Raw genomic sequence first — 17,373 nt, 5'->3', positions numbered from 1 at the left:
GAAAGCCTTTTTGGCTCTTAATTACTTACTCAAAATTACTTAACGAGTTCCATGTTATCTTACACTGTTCACTTTTCAAAGTCCATATCCGCTTGTTCTAAGCGTTTCGCGCCATTTCCTCAGCGCGACTTTTTATATGTTACCATGCTGTCTTTACTTTGTCAATACTTTTTTTCAAGGTATTTTTTTCATCTTTGCGGCTCTTCTTGACTTAGTCATCTCAAAGTCACCGCTCGCGACAGCTTTTAAATTATAACACCGTAAATACCGTAAAGTCAAGGGGGTATTTTACGTCAAAAAGTAAGTGATAATCTTAATTATTGGTCTAGAATTTATTTTATCTTATTAATTAATAAATAATACGCTCTTTTTCACAGTTTTATTTCCCATTTCGCATTCTTTGACTTTATTTTTACTTCTGAGGCTGACTCTATACTACCCGATTATTAGTTTTAGCTTGTTCAAGTCTTCATTATATATCTCTTTTAGCTTTGAGTTATATATAATACTTGCAGGATGATAGAGAGGAAATAGGTTGAACTCGGCCCCCAATATCTTAACCTTATTCAAAGAACCATGTACTTCACCGATAGTAATGCTAAAGTCTCCATACACCGATCTTAATGGTACATTTCCCAAAGTAACAATATACTCGGGATTAATGATTTCAATCTCCTTTAATAAATAGTCTCTATTCTCAAGGATCTCTTTTTTGGTTGCCGGTCTGTTTGACACCCTTCCGGTCTCCGGATTTACTTTTGAGAGTCTATATTTGATTGCGTTGGTTATATATATGTCCTCTCTCCTAAGGCCCAACTTGTCCAGAAATTCCGCAAGGTTTTTTCCTGCAGTACCTACAAAGGGCTTTGAATTTAAAACCTCTTCCTTTCCCGGAGCTTCCCCTATCAATATCAATCCGGATTCAACATTCCCATCACCTAAAACAATTTCTTCCCCATCAAATTCCTTCTTATATAAATCGTATAAATTATTTAGCCGCTCTGATTTTGACATATGCTATCCAACCTCTGTTTAATCTTCTTAAAATCCTCCCACATGAGAACCTTCTTTGATTCATCTCTCAATAAGGCTGCAGGATGAAAGGTAGATATAATCCAATACCCCTTTCTTTCAATCCACTGACCTCTAATTTTTGTGATCTTTGCGTCTCTGTCAACGATGTATTTCATCGCTGTAGCACCCATACACACTATTATACGGGGTTTGACAAGAACCAATTGGTTTCTTAAATAAGGAAGACACATTTCAGCTTCCTCATCCGTAGGAACCCTGTTGCCTGGAGGTCTGCACTTTACAATATTGGCTATATAGTACATGTCCTCCCCTATTCTCATCGCTTTTAGCAATAAATCCAGAAGCTTTCCTGCTGCCCCCACAAAAGGAAGTCCTTGTAGATCCTCCTGTTCACCGGGGCCCTCTCCTACAAGCATTAAAGGTGCATTTACATTTCCGCGTCCAATTACAATATTGGTTCTTGTCTTGCCCAAACCGCACTTTTTGCAATTTGAGCATACCTTTATTAGTTCTTCCCAATCGTACATGCTATTTATACTCCTGTTTTATCAGGTCCCCAGATCACTTTATGAAGCTGAACCTGAAACCTTACATCAAGTCTATCCTCAAGTATCCATCGGACCATAGTGGAATAATCGATCTTTTCATATATCGGAGAGAAGGTTATGTTTCCCTTTCTATGGTAATTTGAAATTAAGCCTTTTGCCCACTCATAGTCAACTCTGTCCCCTATCACGAACTTTATTTCATCCTGCTCCCTTAGCAAGTCAAAATTGTCAAACAGCATTTGGTCGCTGCATCCCGAGGATGGCACCTTCATGTCCATGACGTAGGAATGCTTGGGATTTTTAAGGATGAGGCTTTCAAGATCGACAGAGCCATTTGTCTCAATCGTCACAATATAGTCATTAAGAAGAGCCATCAACTCTCCCATCTCTTTTTGCAAAAGGGGCTCTCCTCCTGTAAGACATACCCTTTTATAATGAAGCTTCTTTATCTCTTCAAATATCTCAGAGGGAGTCATATCCCTTCCCTCATTATAGGCATATTTTGTATCACAATAGCTGCATCGAAGGTTGCAGCCGGTAAAGCGGACAAATACAGTCGGGAAACCTGCAGACATACTTTCTCCCTGAATACTTAGAAATATCTCATTTACTTTCATATTGTTTTCTCCTTTGAAAGCAAGACTACTCCATGTCATGCCTGTCAATGGTTATATAACTGGTAGGAGTTTCCCACAGCATCAACCTTTCCAAGCTACATTGAGTATCTTTGACCCTTTTTGCAATCTCTTCCCACAACCAGAGTCCTATCATTTCACAGGTTGGATTAAAATCAAACACATCATTAAGGTACTTGTGATCTATCTTTTCCAGCACCTCATCTTCTATAATGTCCTCCATATCATGGAAATCCATTACCAAACCATTTTTATCGGGAATACCCTTTAATGTAACCTCCAATTTATAGGTATGTCCATGAATGTTTTTGCATTTTCCGTTATAATCCACCAAATGGTGTGCACTGTCAAATGTAAACACCTTTGTTATAGCAACCTTTCCAATTTTCATGACTGCAATCCTTTCAAAACTATATTTAAATCAAGTTTAATCCATATACTCTATGGCATCGACAATTCCGGCCTCTTTAAATCCTTTAAGCCTTAAAACGCAGCTGTCACAGACACCGCATGCTTTTTCTCCGCCCTTATAGCAGGTAGTGGTTAAATGAAGGGGAGCATTGTTCTCACATGCCAGCTTAATAATCTCCGCTTTAGAAAGGTTTAATAAAGGAGTGTGTATTCTAACCGGTTTCCCATTCACGCCGTTCTTTGTTCCAACGTTTATTGCCTTCTGAAAAGCTTCAATAAACTCCGGCCTGCAATCTGGGTAGCCGCTGTAATCAACAGCATTAACTCCGATAAAAATGGCCTCGGCATCCAATACTTCAGCATATCCTGCTGCATAGCTCAAGAAAATTATATTCCTTGCCGGTACATATGTTACAGGTATGCTCGGAAGGCCTTTGTAGTCAGGAACATCTATCTTCATATCTGTCAAAGCACTTCCCCCTACATTTCCTATCTTTACGATTTTGTGCTCTTTAATTTTAAAGTACTTGGCTACCTGTTTTGCGCTTTCAAGCTCCTTTTTATTCCTTTGCCCATAGTCAAAAGACAGCGGATACACTTCATAACCTTCTGCCACAGCAACTGACAAACAGGTGGTACTATCAAGACCGCCAGATAACAATACAACAGCTCTCCTCATAATATCCTCCAATAATCCAATAATATTTAAGCGAAAAATAATATTATCAATGCAGATCCATTTAATATAACTAAGTATACCAGTATATTAATGCTTTTTCAAAAAAATATTCATTTTATGATAATATATTAACTGCGGCTCATTTTCCTGATTTTGAATGCACAGCAACCGATAGCACCATTTAACTGAGGTCTTTTTGGTGTAACAATCCGTTTGAAATCAAGCTCTGATTTAATATATTCTAATAGGGCTTTATTTCGAGCAACCCCGCCACAGACCACCAGGTTTTCATGGGGGAATCTTTCAATTATCGGCTTAATCCTTCTAAAAAGAGAGTGATTTACTCCTGCAGCCATTGCTTTTATGCTGTATCCCTCGGATATCTTTCCGATAAGCTCCGATTCACCAAAAACTGCGCAAGTGGAATTGAGCTCCACCGGGTTTTCATAGTATCCGGCAAGTTCTTCAATACCGATACCAAGAACATTTGCCATGTTCTCCAGATATCTTCCGCAGGACGCAGCGCACTTATCATTAAGAACCATATCCACCATTTTCCCATTTCTAACCGATATGACCTTACTGTCCTGACCACCTATATCAAGGAGTGTGAAGTCTTCAAGACCGGTCTGCCACACTGCACCAAAAGTATGAGCCTTTAACTCCAAAATCACTGTTGCATTTTCCACATTTACATTATTTCTACCATAGCCGGTGCTTACCACATTGTCAAAGCATCCGACGCCAAGTTTTTCAAAGTCAATGCTGATTTTTTGGTTTACATTGGAGCAAAAATCACGGTAAAAGGACGCGGTGTCATAAACCATGCTGTCTGAAAAGTTACCATCCTCAAAAACAGCCAGTTTAACAGCTCTGCTTCCCAAATCTATCCCCAATACTCTCATAATTCACCTTTTCTTATAAAATTTACTCATCAAGCATATCGATAAAAGCTTCAATTCGAAGCTTCGTCCGCTGATCTATGTTGCCGGGCTTGTCCCCTTCAAGGGTAAGAACCGGAACATCGAGTTCATTCCTTATTATAATATCCTCAATCCCTCTAAAGCAAAATGCCTGGGTATAGTGTATGATACCATCAATCTTCCTTTTCTTCACCTGATCGATTATATCTTCAAGTCTGCATCTTATATTGTACGGATAGGTAAATCTCCTGTACTCCTCCACAATATCTTCAATATCAACGGAATCAGCCATTGTAAACTGTCTCTGTACCTCATTATATACCACTCTGGCATCAAGCGACTCAATAAATTCGTATATTTCTCCATTAATAGGCGGAACACCTATATACCCAATTCTTTTACTCTCTGTTTTCGGTTCCCTCTTCTCAATAGAGGAAATTTCTTCCTCTAACTGGCGTCCAAAGGTAACATAATCCCCATTAAAATCACTGCTTGAAACCTGCCATATATGATTTTCAAATCCATGGGCTTTATTATACTTCCACGTCAGTTCATCCAGATAAGAAAGTCTCAGTCTAATCTTATCTAATTCCTTTTTTACTCTCAAACACTCGTCATAGCTGACAGCAAAATGACTACAAAGCCTATCAATCTCCTTTTTCAACTGATCATAGCTTCTAGAATTGGGGTATGAGTACTGAAAACATCGTATTCCCTTAAGCTCCAGAACCTCTACAAGCGCCTTCGCATTCGAGCAATCCCCTTCAACAACGCCTATCAATTCATCTATTTCTCCCGTGTCTACAACCGCAGAGTAAATACCCTTTATCCAAGCGCAGGTATTTCTAGGAAATCCAGCATTTTCAGCAACTTCTATCAACTTTCCGGGATTATCATTAGTAATAAACACATTATTTAAATCAACAGGCCTATGTCCCGCCGCAAATATTACCTCAACGGGTATGCTTGTTGTAAAACCTATATTCTTCAAACTAATTAACACCTCAAATCATTTGATCATGCAAATTCTTTTTCTCACATATATAAAATTATAATACATAAATTAATATGTTTAAAGTAAATGATTGAGACAGCAAAAAATCAGCCTGTTCCAGCTGATTTTCACAACTCCCCGCTTATTAATGATCAGTGTAAAAGAAATTTTCTTCTATTAACTCTTTCGTTTCTTTCTTATTATATATATAAAACCACTGACTTCCGATATATCTGGAGTATCCCGGCAGTGTGTATCCTTCAATTGTGGGGGGCTTAATATTTTTTATATCCTTAATAAAATAACGTAAGTCCCCAATCTCAATATTTGTCTTCATATTCTTTTTCGCAGTATAAAAGATTTCGTCTGCCTTCAGCAAATATTTTAATTTGAGCTTTTGCTTTACAAACTCTTGTATAAACAGCTGCTGCATTCTAATTCTTCCTAGATCTCCATCCTCATAACCTTCACCATCATGGTTGCCCTTGCGGTATCTTACAAATTCCTCCGCTTTTTTGCCGTCCAACACCTGCTTTCCTTTCTTTATATGAATATGAAGATTCTGATAGGGGTCATCATAGTCCATATCAAAGGGCACGTCTATCTCAACTCCCCCTAACGCATCAACAATTTCCCTAAAACCCTTGAAATTGAGAGTGATGTAGTAATCTACAGAAAGACCGGTTATGTCTTCTACCGTATCAATCACCATTTTTTCTTTGCCCTTTCCAATAAGAGCATTTATCTTCATGTATCTGCCGTTGGATTTCACTCTGGTATCCCTAGCGATGGACAATATATTCATTTTGTTTTCATTAGGGTCGTAGTTTATGAGAGCAATAACATCGGATCTCGTCTCATCATCATCAAGTCCTAAGAGAAGAATATTCTTATATGGAAGTAGGGCCTTTGGCACATCTTCCGCATCAATTCTTGTTTTTACTATCTCCACAGGATTATATTTACTGTGAAACTCTGTACTATTATATTCCCCTTCCGCAAACAAAAGGGTGTATACGCCCTCAATAAACAAAACCAATGAAAAAACTACACATATATAAAGAATACTTTTTCTAAAATTCATATTTCACCCGTCTTCAAAAAACCATATATAACGTCATAAAAATATAGTATTCTTAGTATATGTGTATAATATTTTTTAATACAATTAATGAAGTTGAAACGGCAAAAAATCTTACTAAAGTTTCAAATTTTTGAATCTTTCAACAGCCTCTATTGTGTTCTCTCTGCTGCCAAAAGCAGTTAATCGGAAATACCCTTCACCATTTGGTCCAAATCCCGACCCGGGTGTTCCGACAACATTTATTTCTTTAAGCATCATATCAAAGAATTCCCATGAACTCACGCCCTTTGGAGTCTTAAGCCATATATACGGTGCATTTACTCCTCCAAATACAGTAAGCCCGACATCCTCCAAACCTTGTTTGATTATTTTCGCGTTGTCCATATAATAATCTATGGTTTCTTTTATCTGTTTTTGACCCTCCGGGCTATAAACTGCCGCCGCTGCCTGCTGTATTATATATGGAACACCGTTGAATTTTGTTGTCTGCCTTCTATTCCAGAGACTGTTCAACTGATGCGCCTCCCCATTCTTGGTATACGCCACGACCTTTTTAGGCACAACGGTGTAAGCACATCTTGTTCCGGTAAATCCTGCTGTCTTGGAAAAGCTTCTGAATTCAATTGCTACTTCGTCAGCTCCCTCAATCTCATAAATGCTGTGAGGTACATCCTTCTCACGAATAAATGCCTCATATGCCGAATCAAATAGTATTACGGCTCGGTTTTTCTTAGCATAGTCAACCCACTTTTTAAGCTCTTCCTTAGATAAGGTCATACCCGTGGGATTATTCGGAAAGCAAAGGTAAATAATATCCACTTTCTCTTTCGGAAGCTCCGGAATAAAGTTGTTTTCTGCACTGCACGGCAGGTAGGTAATTTTCTCAAAGTAACCGTGCTCCGAATATTCTCCGGTCCTTCCTGCCATAACGTTGCTGTCCACATAAACAGGATATACAGGGTCCGTAACAGCAATTATGTTGTCCAGTCCAAATATTTCCTGGATATTTCCAGTATCACTTTTTGCCCCATCACTTACGAATATCTCGTCTTCACCAATCTCTATTCCCCTAGGCGCATAGTCATTTTCAATTATTTTTCTTATTAGAAAGCTATAGCCCTGTTCCGGCCCATATCCCCTGAAAGTATCTTCTTTTGCCATCTCATCCACAGCTTTATGCATAGCCTCAATAACTGCCGGTACCAATGGCCTTGTAACATCTCCAATGCCCAATCGTATTATTTTGGCATTGGGATTTTCATTCTTAAAATTATTTACCCTCTTTGCAATTTCCGAAAAAAGATAGCTTCCCCGAAGCTTTAGATAGTTTTCATTAATAAACGCCATAAATAACCTCCATTCTATTTTATCCTTTAAACGGCCTCTATTGACCCGAAATCAAGCTAATTTCACCTTCAAATACCTTTATAGCCGGCCCTGTCATATAGACATGATTGTCCTCCTCATTCCACTCCACAATGAGGTCTCCTCCCAGAAGCCTTACAGTTGATTTCCTTTCGCTGACACCGTTTAATACCGAAGCCACCAGTACAGCACAAGCGCCGGTTCCGCATGCCAAAGTCTCTCCTGCCCCTCTTTCCCAGACCCTCATTTTAAGGGTAGTTCTGTCTATTACTTCAACAAATTCTGCATTTATCTTTCTTGGAAAAAGGCTGTGATTTTCCATCTTTGGCCCGATCTGTTCAAGAGGAAAGACATCTACATTCTCAACATAGGTCACTGCATGGGGATTTCCCATTGATACACAGGTGACCTTATACTCTCTTCCGTCCACACTGACAGGCTCCACCTTGAAAATTTCCTTATCGCTCAACACCGGTATATTCTCAGGATTTAAGATAGGTTCCCCCATATCAACTTTTACAAGTTCCATTTTGCCATCCTGCATAATCAGTTGAAGGACTTTTATTCCTGCCAATGTCTCTATTGTTATAACATTTTTCTCGGTCATGCCGTTGTCAAACACATATTTCCCTACACATCTTATCGCATTTCCGCACATCTCAGCTTCAGAACCGTCCGAATTAAACATCCTCATCCTAAAATCCGCTTTATCCGAAGGCATTATCAGCACAAGACCGTCGGAGCCAATGCCAAAATGCCTGTCACTAACTCTTTTCGCAACTTCCGAAGGGTTTTCGACACGCTCTTCAAAGCAATTAACATATATATAGTCGTTCCCCAGTCCATGCATTTTAGTAAACTTCATTTTGCAACCTCCCGATTGAAAACTTGCATTTTCTTTGTAATCATTATAACATACATTTCTCATATGGCAATACAGAAAAAAGAATTTTGTGCATTTATTATTTTTTTTGATGCAAAATATAAATATACTCAAACACAATATACATTTATTGCGAGCTATATATTACTTATTCAAAAAGAGGTGGATAAATGAGAATTCTCGTTATAATCCCTGCATATAACGAAGAAGCTACAATTAAAAGCGTTATCCGGCGAATAAACCTTAAAATGCCGCAGGCAGATATCCTTGTCGTAAACGACGGTTCTAAGGACAACACCTCGCTGGAGGCTAGAAGGTCCGGTGCAAAAGTAATAGACCTACCCTACAACCTTGGAATAGGAGGTGCAATGCAGACAGGGTACATATATGCTAAGGAAAACAACTATGATATCGCTGTTCAGGTTGATGGCGACGGGCAACATGATCCTTCCTATATAAAGGACCTGATTAAGCCCATCCTCAACGATGATGCCGATGTTGTCGTCGGATCCCGTTACATTAGCAAATCAAATTATAGGTCATCGGTATTAAGACGAATAGGAATGATTTTTTTCTCATTTTTGGTAAGCACACTGACAAATCAGAAATTCAAGGATACCACTTCCGGCTTTAGGGCTGTAAATAAAGATGTTATAAATTATTTTTCCGGTCGTTATCCTGTTGATTATCCTGAGGTTGACGTATTGGTCAGACTGAAAAAAAGAAATTTCAGGATTACTGAATTACCCGTTGAAATGCACGAACGCCAAGGGGGGAAATCCTCTATTACCACCTTGCGTTCACTATATTATATGTTGAAGGTAAGTCTTGCCCTTATTATCGGTACCTTAAGATCTTCTGAGGAATAGAAAGGTGATTTGAATGATTATAAATGTATATTCCCTATCAATAATGTTCAGCGTACTCTTTTTATTGATTGTGATTGAACTGGTAAGAAAAAACAAGCTCCAGGAGCGTTATTCCCTGTTGTGGATACTAATGAGCATTATTCTCCTTGTACTATCCAGTACTCCAGTTATTATAGAGGCGATTTCCCGATGGCTCGATATAAAAAATCCCCCATCTCTATTATTTTTATTCGGTCTTGGGTATTTGATTTTATACAATCTTGGTACTACTGTAACAGTGTCAAGACAATCCGAAAGGATAACCCGCCTTACCCAAGAGCTTGCTCTTCTCAGACAAAAAATCACCGATAAAGACTCCTAGTAAAATAAAAATTGCTTATTACCTCGAATACTGCTATAATATAGACATATACTCCTATATTTTTTGCTTTTCGGAGCTTGATATAACTATTTTGGTATTTGTGTCACGTTTTTGATTATTATGTCATAATAATCAAAAACGTCATTTAGGCTCCTGGAGTGAAATGAAAGAGGCAAAAGCGAAGGGGCTCAGTGTCCCGAGCTTTTATTTTGGTCAATATATTTTGCAGTAAACATTTTACATTTATTTTAGATATTGCGAAATATGCACATTGCTTGATATGTTGCGAAGAGTTTAGCTTCTTGCCTCCAAATGCAAGTGTTTAAACTGTATTTGCTTATATAGTTTTTTTCGCAACATATATAGATAATTTTGTTGTTACTCTGGAGGATATATGTTTGCAGGACAATTAGTTGAAAAACTAAAAAAAAATAAATTCTTTGAAGATTTTTTTACCGAAAAGTCTATATCCCAGTTTAAAAAATACCTCGTTACAGGTTTTACATGTTTTGGCATAGAGTGGACATTGTTTATGCTGTTATCAGAAGTTATAAAGCTTGATGACCGCATTGCAAATGTAATTGTTTATATCGTAATATTCTGGGTTGTTTTTCTCGTTAACAAATTCTGGTCATTCCAATCAAAAAGCAATACTGGTACTCAGCTGTTTTACTATATGCTTCTCTTTATCTTCAATCTAACCGTCGGCAACATTGGTATATGGTATGTTTTAACGCGCATGATTAGAATTCCTCCACCAATTGCCAAGCCAATGCTTCAAGGAGTTCTAACATCTTGGAACTTTATTGCTTATAAAAAAGTCATATATAGAACATAGGAGATAATTATGAGTACATATTTAATTTCAGTTGCAATTCCAGTCTACAATGAGGCAAAACAGATTTATGAAAACATCAATATAATTCATAAAATTCTGACTGAAAACAATATTAATCATGAATTCATCCTTGTAGACGATGGTTCCCGGGATAATACCTGGAAAGAACTTAAAAGGTTGTCCTCAGACCTTCCAAATGTCTTCGCCTTTAAATTCAGCAGGAATTTCGGCAAAGAGGCCGCACTATGTGCTGCCCTAGAAGCGGTAAACGGCGACGCATGTGTGGTTATGGATTCCGATCTTCAACATCCACCGGAAATCATTCCCCAGATGGTGCGCCTATGGAAAGAAGAGGGCTATGACGTTGTGGAAGCTGTGAAGTCCTCGAGGGGTAAAGAAAGTATTATAAACAAGATTGGAGCACACTTTTTCTATTCAATACTAAAGAATCTGTCCGGCTTTAACTTAGACGGTGCCTCCGATTTCAAACTTCTTGATGCCAAGGTAGTAAACTCATGGAACACCATGCAGGAACGCAATACTTTCTTTAGAGGCATGTCCGCCTGGCTCGGATACAAAAGAACCACTATTCCCTTTGAAGTGGTAGACAGAAAAGAGGGAAAATCAAAATGGTCTACTTTAAAACTATTCAAGCTTGCCATAACCGCAATAACATCCTTTACCTCTCTTCCTCTTCAACTGGTTACACTAATGGGCATGCTATTCCTTTTTGGTTCCTTTATACTGGGCATCTACACCTTATATATGAAGTTTAAAGGTATGGCCGTAAGCGGTTTTACCACAGTTATCCTGTTGCTTTTGATAATCGGAAGTACACTAATGATAAGTCTTGGCATTATAGGGACTTACATTGCAAAGATATTTGATGAAGTCAAGTTCCGTCCAAGATTTATAGTAAGTGAAAAGGCAATAAGTGAAAAAATTGAACACAAGAATATTAGCGCAAATAGCTGATATTCCTATTGCTGAATGAATATTAAATTTGGTTCACTTTTAAATTAAAAATAATATAATACTTTTATTCTTTGGAGGTAGATAAAAATGTTTAAAAAAGCAGTTGCTATTCTCATTACAGCAGTCGTACTAATAACTATGACAGTTATTCCCCATGCTGAAACTGTAAACCGTCTCTTTAACGGTTCCTTTGAATTTTTGGTAAATGGTTCACCCGCAAACTGGGTTATGGAATGGTTCGATAGAAGTGATGGCGCAACAGTTTTTGCTGTTGAAACTGCTGACCCCCAGTTGGGAGAAAAATATGCCACTATAACCAACAATGTTCCCAATGACAGTAGATACGTGCAAACTGTCAATGTGGAAGAAAACAAAAAGTACAAATTATCCTGCTATATAAAGACCGAGAATGTAAGTGAAGAGGGCAAAGGTGCAAACCTCTCCATAACAAGTCAGTTAGTAACATCAGAGCGAATCAAGGGAACAACCGATGGTTGGAAATATGTTGAAATGTATGCCGTTATTGAAGAAGGTGTTAGTACGATAAATGTTTCTGTCGGAGTTGGCGGATTTAGTGGACTCAGCACCGGAAAAGCCTCCTTTGACAATGTAATGGTTGAAGAAGTTGAAACAATACCTGAAGGCGCACCTTGCGCTATAATAAAACCCGAAAATAATGAAAGCAAAAATAATAATTCCAATAACAATAATAAAGGCAACAACTCTTCGCCAAAGAACAACGAAAGCAAAAATGATTTAGCCAAGGTTGTTTGGATTATATTAATAATTACAATTATTGCTATGGGGATTGCTATTTACAACGCTAATAAATCGGGCAAAAACCTTCCTGTTAAAAACAATAATTCAGATGAAAATGTTGATGAAAATGTTGACATCGATGAATCTTCTGATAACGAAGAGAGCAATGATAATTAAATGAAGGTAACATAGGACAAACCTACTTTCCTTTGTATGGACATAAAGAGATATCGACTTTGCGGAGAATCTTTTATAAAGATATCAGAAAGACAGCCGACATCGCTCAAAACCAGTGCAAAAGAAGTAACACCATTTAAAACATAAATGCAAAAACCTGTTTTTCAGCCTTTCTGCATTTATGATTAAATATTTTATCATAAATTATGATTTTGTGGGGGTGCTTACAAAGTGTTGAAAAAGTTTTTAAAGGTCTGCTTTATACTATTAATATCCATGCAGTTCGTTTTTTCCTCTTTAGTATTTGCCGAGAGTGAGAATCTTGTAAAAAACCCGGGATTTGAAGATGGAGATACGGAAAGCATGCATTTTTGGCAGACTGACAGTTGGGAAAAATCCGCAGGATTTACCGAGTTTTTAATTGATGAAACTCAGTACTACTCCGGAAGCAAAAGTGCATGCATTATTAACAACTTAGAAAACGATTCTAGGTTTAGACAACCAATTAAGGTAAAAGGAGATACCTATTATAGAATGTCCTGTTGGGTAAAAACAGAAAATGTTGGGACTGAAACCAAAGGAGCCAACATTTCTATTGACGGCAGCTTGGAAACTTCTAGGGATATTCGTGAAACAACCAGTGGCTGGGAGTACATTGAGCTATATGGAAGGACCAGTCCAAACCAAGAAAACTTTACTCTTACCATAGGTCTTGGGGGATATGGCAACATCAATACCGGTAAAATCTGGATAGACGACGTTGAAGTTGTCGAACTCGATAGCCTTCCTTCTGGCAAAACAGCAATTAATATGGATCCCAAATATGACGGAACAGTAGATCAGGGTGCATCAGAAAATACTGACAGCAAAGGGTATCTAATATTTGCATCAATAGCCTTCTTTATTACCTTGCTTGCCATTATCTTTTTCATGTTCTTTAAAGACAAAATACCTGGTCTCAATACTAAAACGAATAGTAGTACGCCTGTAAGTCAAAATAACAACGACCAAAAATGGATAAAAGTCAAATTTGACAAAATTGATTTTATTATAATGGGTGTTATGACTCTCATTTACCTCTGCATTGCCTTGTATAACCTTGGAGATTTTAAAGTTCCCACCACTTCATGGGAGCCAACCCTCCCCGGTGAGTACTTTACTATAGACCTTGGCCAAGAAACCAATCTATCAAGGATATATTATTACTGTGGGCTTGGCAGTAATAAATATAATCCTTCTTCCAAGGTAAGAGTTGAATATCTTGATGATACTCAAAACTTCAAGCATCTTGCTACTATTGAAAAGAAGAATATATTCATATGGGAATATATCGATACAGCCCCAGTAACCACCAAACAACTAAAATTTGTTGTGGACTCTACAGGCGGCGCCTTCAACGAAATAGCCATAGTTGAACAAGGAAGCACAGTGCCTGTGGAAAATATAAAAATCATCGACAGTGTTTTAGAAGATGAAAGCAATGCTACAATAGGAAACCTTTTTGATGAATCGGACAAGTTTTCATTCAGGCCTTCTTACATGAACGGAATGTACTTTGATGAAATTTATCATGCCAGAACAGCCTTTGAACACATTCATAAGATGTCCCCCTATGAGACCACTCACCCGCCTCTCGGAAAGATCTTCATAGCGCTTGGGATCCTTATATTTGGAATGGTGCCTTTTGGCTGGAGAATCGTCGGTACCCTGTTTGGTGTAGCCATGGTGCCTGCAATGTATGTATTCGGTAAAAAAGTCTTTCATGGCAGATTCTATGCCTTTTGTACTGCTTTCTTGATGATGTTTGACTTTATGCACTTCAGTCAGACACGAATAGCAACTATAGACAGTTATGTTACTTTATTCGTTATACTCATGTACTACTTTATGTATGACTACTTTATAAATAAGTCCTATAATGTGACCCTCAAAGAGTCTTTAAAGCCTTTGTTCCTAAGTGGGCTGTTCTTTGGGTTGGGCGCCGCCAGCAAGTGGATTGCAATATATGGAGCTGCCGGACTTGCCCTGCTGTTCTTTATAAACAAGACTACAGAGTTTGTTGAATATAGAAAGATCGAAACAAGTAAATCAAAGAAGAAACCTCTGTGGATTAGCAGCTACCCTTCTAATCTGACCATCACACTGGGAGCATGCGTTCTATTCTTTGTTGTAATTCCACTGATAATTTACATTCTGTCATATATTCCATATATGATGGTTCCCGGGGACAACAAAGGAATCTCTGTCTTCTATGAAAACTCTATCGATATGCTTAGATATCACTCCGAGCTGGTAGCAGATCACCCGTACCAGTCTCCATGGTGGGAATGGCCTATAATGGCAAAACCTATGGCATTTTACTTCGGAAGTGACCTTGAGCCCGGCATGGCTTCAAAAATATTTACGCTGGGCAATCCTGCAGTATGGTGGGTTGGCCTTCTAGCATTATGTGTAGTTGCCGTATGGGCACTTTCAAAGCTCAACAAGAACCTTGTTGTATTGTTTACCCTATCAGCAACAACTTTCGGATATATAGCATTGCCAAAGACCTTCTTTACAGACGTTCTTAAGTCTGGAAGTGCTGAATTATGGTGGGCTCTAATTTTCTTTGGAATAGTTGCAATCTTGCTGGCACTGTCAAAGTTAGACAGGAACCTTCTAATTACCAGCGTCTTTTCCTCGGCGGCCTTCGGAGCGATACTATTCCTCTTTAAAGATATCCAAAGGGGTGATGAATTCCTAAAGAGTTCTAGCACTCAGATGATTATATGGTGTTGCCTGCTGATTTGCATCACTCTCTTATTTATAGGCATGTTTAGGTATGATAAGAAAATGCTCGTACCTTTGGCCGGACTTATATTCCAGTACGTACCATGGATTGCTGTTCCTAGAATTGCATTTATATACCACTACTTCTCTATCGTTCCGTTTTTAATACTGTTGATTGTTTATGTTATTAAAAAAGCTGTCGATAAATATAGTAGCACAAAATATATTGCATATGTTTATCTGGGAATTGTGTTGGCTCTGTTTATACTCTTCTATCCCGGATTGTCAGGATTTGAGGTTCCTGTATCTTACATGAAGTATCTCAAGTGGTTTAATACATGGTATTTCTAAATAATTGATTTGGAGGCAAAGGAAATGTCAGATAAAATTGTATGTTCAGTTGTAGTACCACTTTATAATGAAGAAGAAGTGCTTCTTGAAACCTATAAAAGATTAAAAAGCGTTATGGACTCCTTAAATGAGCCTTACGAAATAATATTTGTCAATGATGGGAGCAAAGACAAAACAGCTATTATGGCTAATGAAATATGCAGCAAGGATAAGACAATAAAGCTGGTGGATTTCGCAAGAAACTTTGGGCATCAAACCGCAATAACTGCCGGAATGGATTTTTCGGAGGGTGAAGCTATTGTTGTCATAGATGCCGACCTTCAGGATCCACCGGAACTTATCCCGAAAATGATTGAGAAGTGGCGTGAAGGCTATGATGTTGTGTACGGAAAAAGGAAAGAAAGAAAAGGTGAAACTATATTTAAGAAAGTTACTGCAAAGGTATTCTATCGCTTCCTAAGAAACATGACGGACGTTGATATTCCTGTTGATACCGGAGACTTTAGACTTATTGACCGCAAGGTCTGTGAGGCTCTTAAGCTGGTTAACGAGCGCAACAGATATATTCGTGGCATAATAAGCTGGCTTGGCTTTAAACAGATAGGAATTGAGTTTACAAGGGAAAAACGTTTTGCCGGTGAAACAAAGTATCCATTAAAGAAGATGCTGAAATTTGCTTCCGATGCCATTACCTCATTCTCCTATAAGCCATTAAAGCTGGCATCATATTTTGGTATTATGCTGTCATTTTGCAGTTTCGTATATCTTATTGTAGTTATTTGTATGAAGCTGTTTACAGAACATGTACAGCAGGGTTGGGCATCAACCGTTGCAATTAATCTTTTCTTCCACGGAATTACCCTTATCATTCTTGGCATCATGGGAGAGTACATAGGAAGAATTTATGACGAGGCTAAAGGAAGACCTTTGTATATCGTAAAACATACCAAAAACTTCTCTGAAGACAAGGAAGATAAGATAACCATTAGAAAGAGTAATTAAAAAGTGAATTTGTTAAATATCCAAAAACAAAAGCTGAGAGCCTTTTCTCAGCTTTTGTTTTGCCTCGCTTTTATTTTCTACAATTCTATTTTAGTAGATACAAACATAAGTAAAAAGCGAGTATTTTATACTCGCTTTCTTTGGTGGAGGGAGATGGATTCGAACCATCGAAGGCGGAGCCAACAGATTTACAGTCTGCCCCCTTTGGCCACTCGGGAACCCCTCCATATGGAGCTGGTGGACGGAATCGAACCCCCGACCTGCTGATTACAAGTCAGCTGCTCTACCTGCTGAGCTACACCAGCTTATATTAAGTTTCTAATGGCGACCCGGAAGGGGCTCGAACCCTCGACCTCCAGCGTGACAGGCTGGCATTCTAACCAACTGAACTACCGGGCCATATTTTTCCTATTCCTTTGACCTGTCTACTGGTCTACCAGCGATAAATAACTTCTGGCAGACCAGTAAATACTACAGGCTTATGATGGTGACCCATAGGGGACTCGAACCCCTGTTACCGCCGTGAAAGGGCGGTGTCTTAACCGCTTGACCAATGGGCCATATAATAAATTCAATATTTATGTTATCAACTTAAACTTCGCAGATTAATAATCTCTATGCACCTTGAAAATTCAATATTTGGCTTTAAGTAAGTATCATGATTCTTGCTCTTATGCACACAGTAAAAGCCTACCCTTAAGTTCCTTTGGAAGTG

The 17,373-nt window shown here is 38.3% G+C and carries 17 protein-coding genes and 4 tRNA genes; 7 read left to right on the top strand and 14 right to left on the bottom strand.

The window, feature by feature from the left end; all coding sequences use genetic code 11:
- Positions 1-435: 435 nt before the first annotated feature.
- From EFD62_RS16405 to dapF, 10 genes are all read right to left on the bottom strand, one after another.
- Positions 436-1,014, bottom strand: coding sequence for a uracil-DNA glycosylase (locus EFD62_RS16405; RefSeq protein ID WP_069196121.1), 579 nt, complete (start codon positions 1,012-1,014; stop codon positions 436-438).
- Positions 993-1,562 carry a uracil-DNA glycosylase gene (locus tag EFD62_RS16400; protein ID WP_128706511.1) on the bottom strand — a complete coding sequence of 190 codons (570 nt, stop codon included), beginning with the start codon at positions 1,560-1,562 and terminating at the stop codon, positions 993-995. The genes EFD62_RS16405 and EFD62_RS16400 overlap by 22 nt, the downstream gene beginning before the upstream one ends.
- 5 nt (positions 1,563-1,567) lie before the next feature.
- Positions 1,568-2,200: a radical SAM protein gene (locus EFD62_RS16395; protein ID WP_069196119.1), complete on the bottom strand. Its 633-nt coding sequence runs from the start codon at positions 2,198-2,200 to the stop codon at positions 1,568-1,570.
- 25 nt (positions 2,201-2,225) lie between these two features.
- The gene (queD, locus tag EFD62_RS16390) at positions 2,226-2,609 is read right to left on the bottom strand and encodes a 6-carboxytetrahydropterin synthase QueD (RefSeq protein WP_069196118.1); all 384 of its coding nucleotides are present in this window, start codon (positions 2,607-2,609) and stop codon (positions 2,226-2,228) included.
- Between the two features lie 36 nt (positions 2,610-2,645).
- Complete coding sequence (gene queC, locus EFD62_RS16385) at positions 2,646-3,308, bottom strand: 7-cyano-7-deazaguanine synthase QueC (RefSeq protein WP_069196117.1); 663 nt, start codon at positions 3,306-3,308, stop codon at positions 2,646-2,648.
- Between the two features lie 128 nt (positions 3,309-3,436).
- Positions 3,437-4,213 (bottom strand): acyl-CoA dehydratase activase, encoded by a 777-nt coding sequence (locus tag EFD62_RS16380; RefSeq protein WP_069196116.1) that lies wholly within the window; start codon positions 4,211-4,213, stop codon positions 3,437-3,439.
- Positions 4,214-4,235: 22 nt separating this feature from the next.
- Entirely contained in the window at positions 4,236-5,222 is a 987-nt protein-coding gene (locus EFD62_RS16375; RefSeq protein ID WP_069196115.1) for a 2-hydroxyacyl-CoA dehydratase family protein, read from the bottom strand.
- A 148-nt stretch (positions 5,223-5,370) separates the two neighbouring features.
- Positions 5,371-6,309, bottom strand: a complete 939-nt coding sequence (locus EFD62_RS16370; RefSeq protein ID WP_069196114.1) for an LCP family protein — start codon at positions 6,307-6,309, stop codon at positions 5,371-5,373.
- A gap of 114 nt (positions 6,310-6,423) precedes the next feature.
- Complete coding sequence (locus EFD62_RS16365; protein WP_069196113.1) at positions 6,424-7,656, bottom strand: LL-diaminopimelate aminotransferase; 1,233 nt, start codon at positions 7,654-7,656, stop codon at positions 6,424-6,426.
- 37 nt (positions 7,657-7,693) lie between these two features.
- On the bottom strand, positions 7,694-8,539 hold the full coding sequence (gene dapF / locus EFD62_RS16360; RefSeq protein WP_069196112.1) for a diaminopimelate epimerase: 846 nt from the start codon (positions 8,537-8,539) through the stop codon (positions 7,694-7,696).
- A 188-nt stretch (positions 8,540-8,727) separates the two neighbouring features.
- Between dapF and EFD62_RS16355 the strand changes: the two genes are divergently transcribed.
- The 7 genes from EFD62_RS16355 to EFD62_RS16325 all read left to right on the top strand — a co-directional run bounded on the left by EFD62_RS16355 (position 8,728) and on the right by EFD62_RS16325 (position 16,658).
- The gene (locus tag EFD62_RS16355; protein ID WP_069196111.1) at positions 8,728-9,426 is read left to right on the top strand and encodes a glycosyltransferase family 2 protein; all 699 of its coding nucleotides are present in this window, start codon (positions 8,728-8,730) and stop codon (positions 9,424-9,426) included.
- A 13-nt stretch (positions 9,427-9,439) separates the two neighbouring features.
- Positions 9,440-9,787, top strand: a complete 348-nt coding sequence (locus EFD62_RS16350; protein WP_069196110.1) for a DUF2304 domain-containing protein — start codon at positions 9,440-9,442, stop codon at positions 9,785-9,787.
- A gap of 394 nt (positions 9,788-10,181) precedes the next feature.
- Positions 10,182-10,625: a GtrA family protein gene (locus EFD62_RS16345; protein WP_069196109.1), complete on the top strand. Its 444-nt coding sequence runs from the start codon at positions 10,182-10,184 to the stop codon at positions 10,623-10,625.
- A 9-nt stretch (positions 10,626-10,634) separates the two neighbouring features.
- Positions 10,635-11,600 (top strand): glycosyltransferase family 2 protein, encoded by a 966-nt coding sequence (locus tag EFD62_RS16340; RefSeq protein WP_069196108.1) that lies wholly within the window; start codon positions 10,635-10,637, stop codon positions 11,598-11,600.
- Positions 11,601-11,687: 87 nt separating this feature from the next.
- On the top strand, positions 11,688-12,536 hold the full coding sequence (locus tag EFD62_RS16335) for a hypothetical protein (RefSeq protein ID WP_069196107.1): 849 nt from the start codon (positions 11,688-11,690) through the stop codon (positions 12,534-12,536).
- 231 nt (positions 12,537-12,767) lie between these two features.
- Positions 12,768-15,656 carry a phospholipid carrier-dependent glycosyltransferase gene (locus tag EFD62_RS16330; RefSeq protein ID WP_128706510.1) on the top strand — a complete coding sequence of 963 codons (2,889 nt, stop codon included), beginning with the start codon at positions 12,768-12,770 and terminating at the stop codon, positions 15,654-15,656.
- A gap of 24 nt (positions 15,657-15,680) precedes the next feature.
- Positions 15,681-16,658, top strand: a complete 978-nt coding sequence (locus tag EFD62_RS16325) for a glycosyltransferase family 2 protein (RefSeq protein WP_069196105.1) — start codon at positions 15,681-15,683, stop codon at positions 16,656-16,658.
- A gap of 141 nt (positions 16,659-16,799) precedes the next feature.
- On the opposite strand, the gene EFD62_RS16320 is transcribed toward EFD62_RS16325, so the two are convergent.
- The 4 genes from EFD62_RS16320 to EFD62_RS16305 form a co-directional block, all read right to left on the bottom strand.
- Positions 16,800-16,884 (bottom strand) — tRNA-Tyr (locus tag EFD62_RS16320).
- Positions 16,885-16,887: 3 nt separating this feature from the next.
- A tRNA-Thr gene (locus EFD62_RS16315) sits at positions 16,888-16,963 on the bottom strand.
- A gap of 17 nt (positions 16,964-16,980) precedes the next feature.
- Positions 16,981-17,057 (bottom strand) — tRNA-Asp (locus EFD62_RS16310).
- Positions 17,058-17,143: 86 nt separating this feature from the next.
- Positions 17,144-17,218, bottom strand: a tRNA-Glu gene (locus EFD62_RS16305).
- Positions 17,219-17,373: the final 155 nt, after the last annotated feature.

The sequence above is a fragment of the Acetivibrio mesophilus genome, from assembly GCF_004102745.1.
In the GTDB taxonomy this organism is placed as follows: Bacteria; Bacillota; Clostridia; order Acetivibrionales; family Acetivibrionaceae; genus Hungateiclostridium; species Hungateiclostridium mesophilum.
This window is presented reverse-complemented; position numbering and strand designations above follow the sequence as displayed.

What these genes read in the sequence shown, in the direction of transcription:
- EFD62_RS16325 (WP_069196105.1), top strand. Translation starts at nt 15,681, where the DNA reads ATGTCAGATAAAATTGTATGTTCAGTTGTAGTACCACTTTATAATGAA.
- dapF (WP_069196112.1), bottom strand. Translation starts at nt 8,539, where the DNA reads ATGAAGTTTACTAAAATGCATGGACTGGGGAACGACTATATATATGTT.
- EFD62_RS16340 (WP_069196108.1), top strand. Translation starts at nt 10,635, where the DNA reads ATGAGTACATATTTAATTTCAGTTGCAATTCCAGTCTACAATGAGGCA.
- EFD62_RS16370 (WP_069196114.1), bottom strand. Translation starts at nt 6,309, where the DNA reads ATGAATTTTAGAAAAAGTATTCTTTATATATGTGTAGTTTTTTCATTG.
- EFD62_RS16400 (WP_128706511.1), bottom strand. Translation starts at nt 1,562, where the DNA reads ATGTACGATTGGGAAGAACTAATAAAGGTATGCTCAAATTGCAAAAAG.
- EFD62_RS16380 (WP_069196116.1), bottom strand. Translation starts at nt 4,213, where the DNA reads ATGAGAGTATTGGGGATAGATTTGGGAAGCAGAGCTGTTAAACTGGCT.
- queC (WP_069196117.1), bottom strand. Translation starts at nt 3,308, where the DNA reads ATGAGGAGAGCTGTTGTATTGTTATCTGGCGGTCTTGATAGTACCACC.
- EFD62_RS16355 (WP_069196111.1), top strand. Translation starts at nt 8,728, where the DNA reads ATGAGAATTCTCGTTATAATCCCTGCATATAACGAAGAAGCTACAATT.
- EFD62_RS16365 (WP_069196113.1), bottom strand. Translation starts at nt 7,656, where the DNA reads ATGGCGTTTATTAATGAAAACTATCTAAAGCTTCGGGGAAGCTATCTT.
- EFD62_RS16345 (WP_069196109.1), top strand. Translation starts at nt 10,182, where the DNA reads ATGTTTGCAGGACAATTAGTTGAAAAACTAAAAAAAAATAAATTCTTT.
- EFD62_RS16405 (WP_069196121.1), bottom strand. Translation starts at nt 1,014, where the DNA reads ATGTCAAAATCAGAGCGGCTAAATAATTTATACGATTTATATAAGAAG.
- EFD62_RS16335 (WP_069196107.1), top strand. Translation starts at nt 11,688, where the DNA reads ATGTTTAAAAAAGCAGTTGCTATTCTCATTACAGCAGTCGTACTAATA.
- EFD62_RS16350 (WP_069196110.1), top strand. Translation starts at nt 9,440, where the DNA reads ATGATTATAAATGTATATTCCCTATCAATAATGTTCAGCGTACTCTTT.
- EFD62_RS16395 (WP_069196119.1), bottom strand. Translation starts at nt 2,200, where the DNA reads ATGAAAGTAAATGAGATATTTCTAAGTATTCAGGGAGAAAGTATGTCT.
- queD (WP_069196118.1), bottom strand. Translation starts at nt 2,609, where the DNA reads ATGAAAATTGGAAAGGTTGCTATAACAAAGGTGTTTACATTTGACAGT.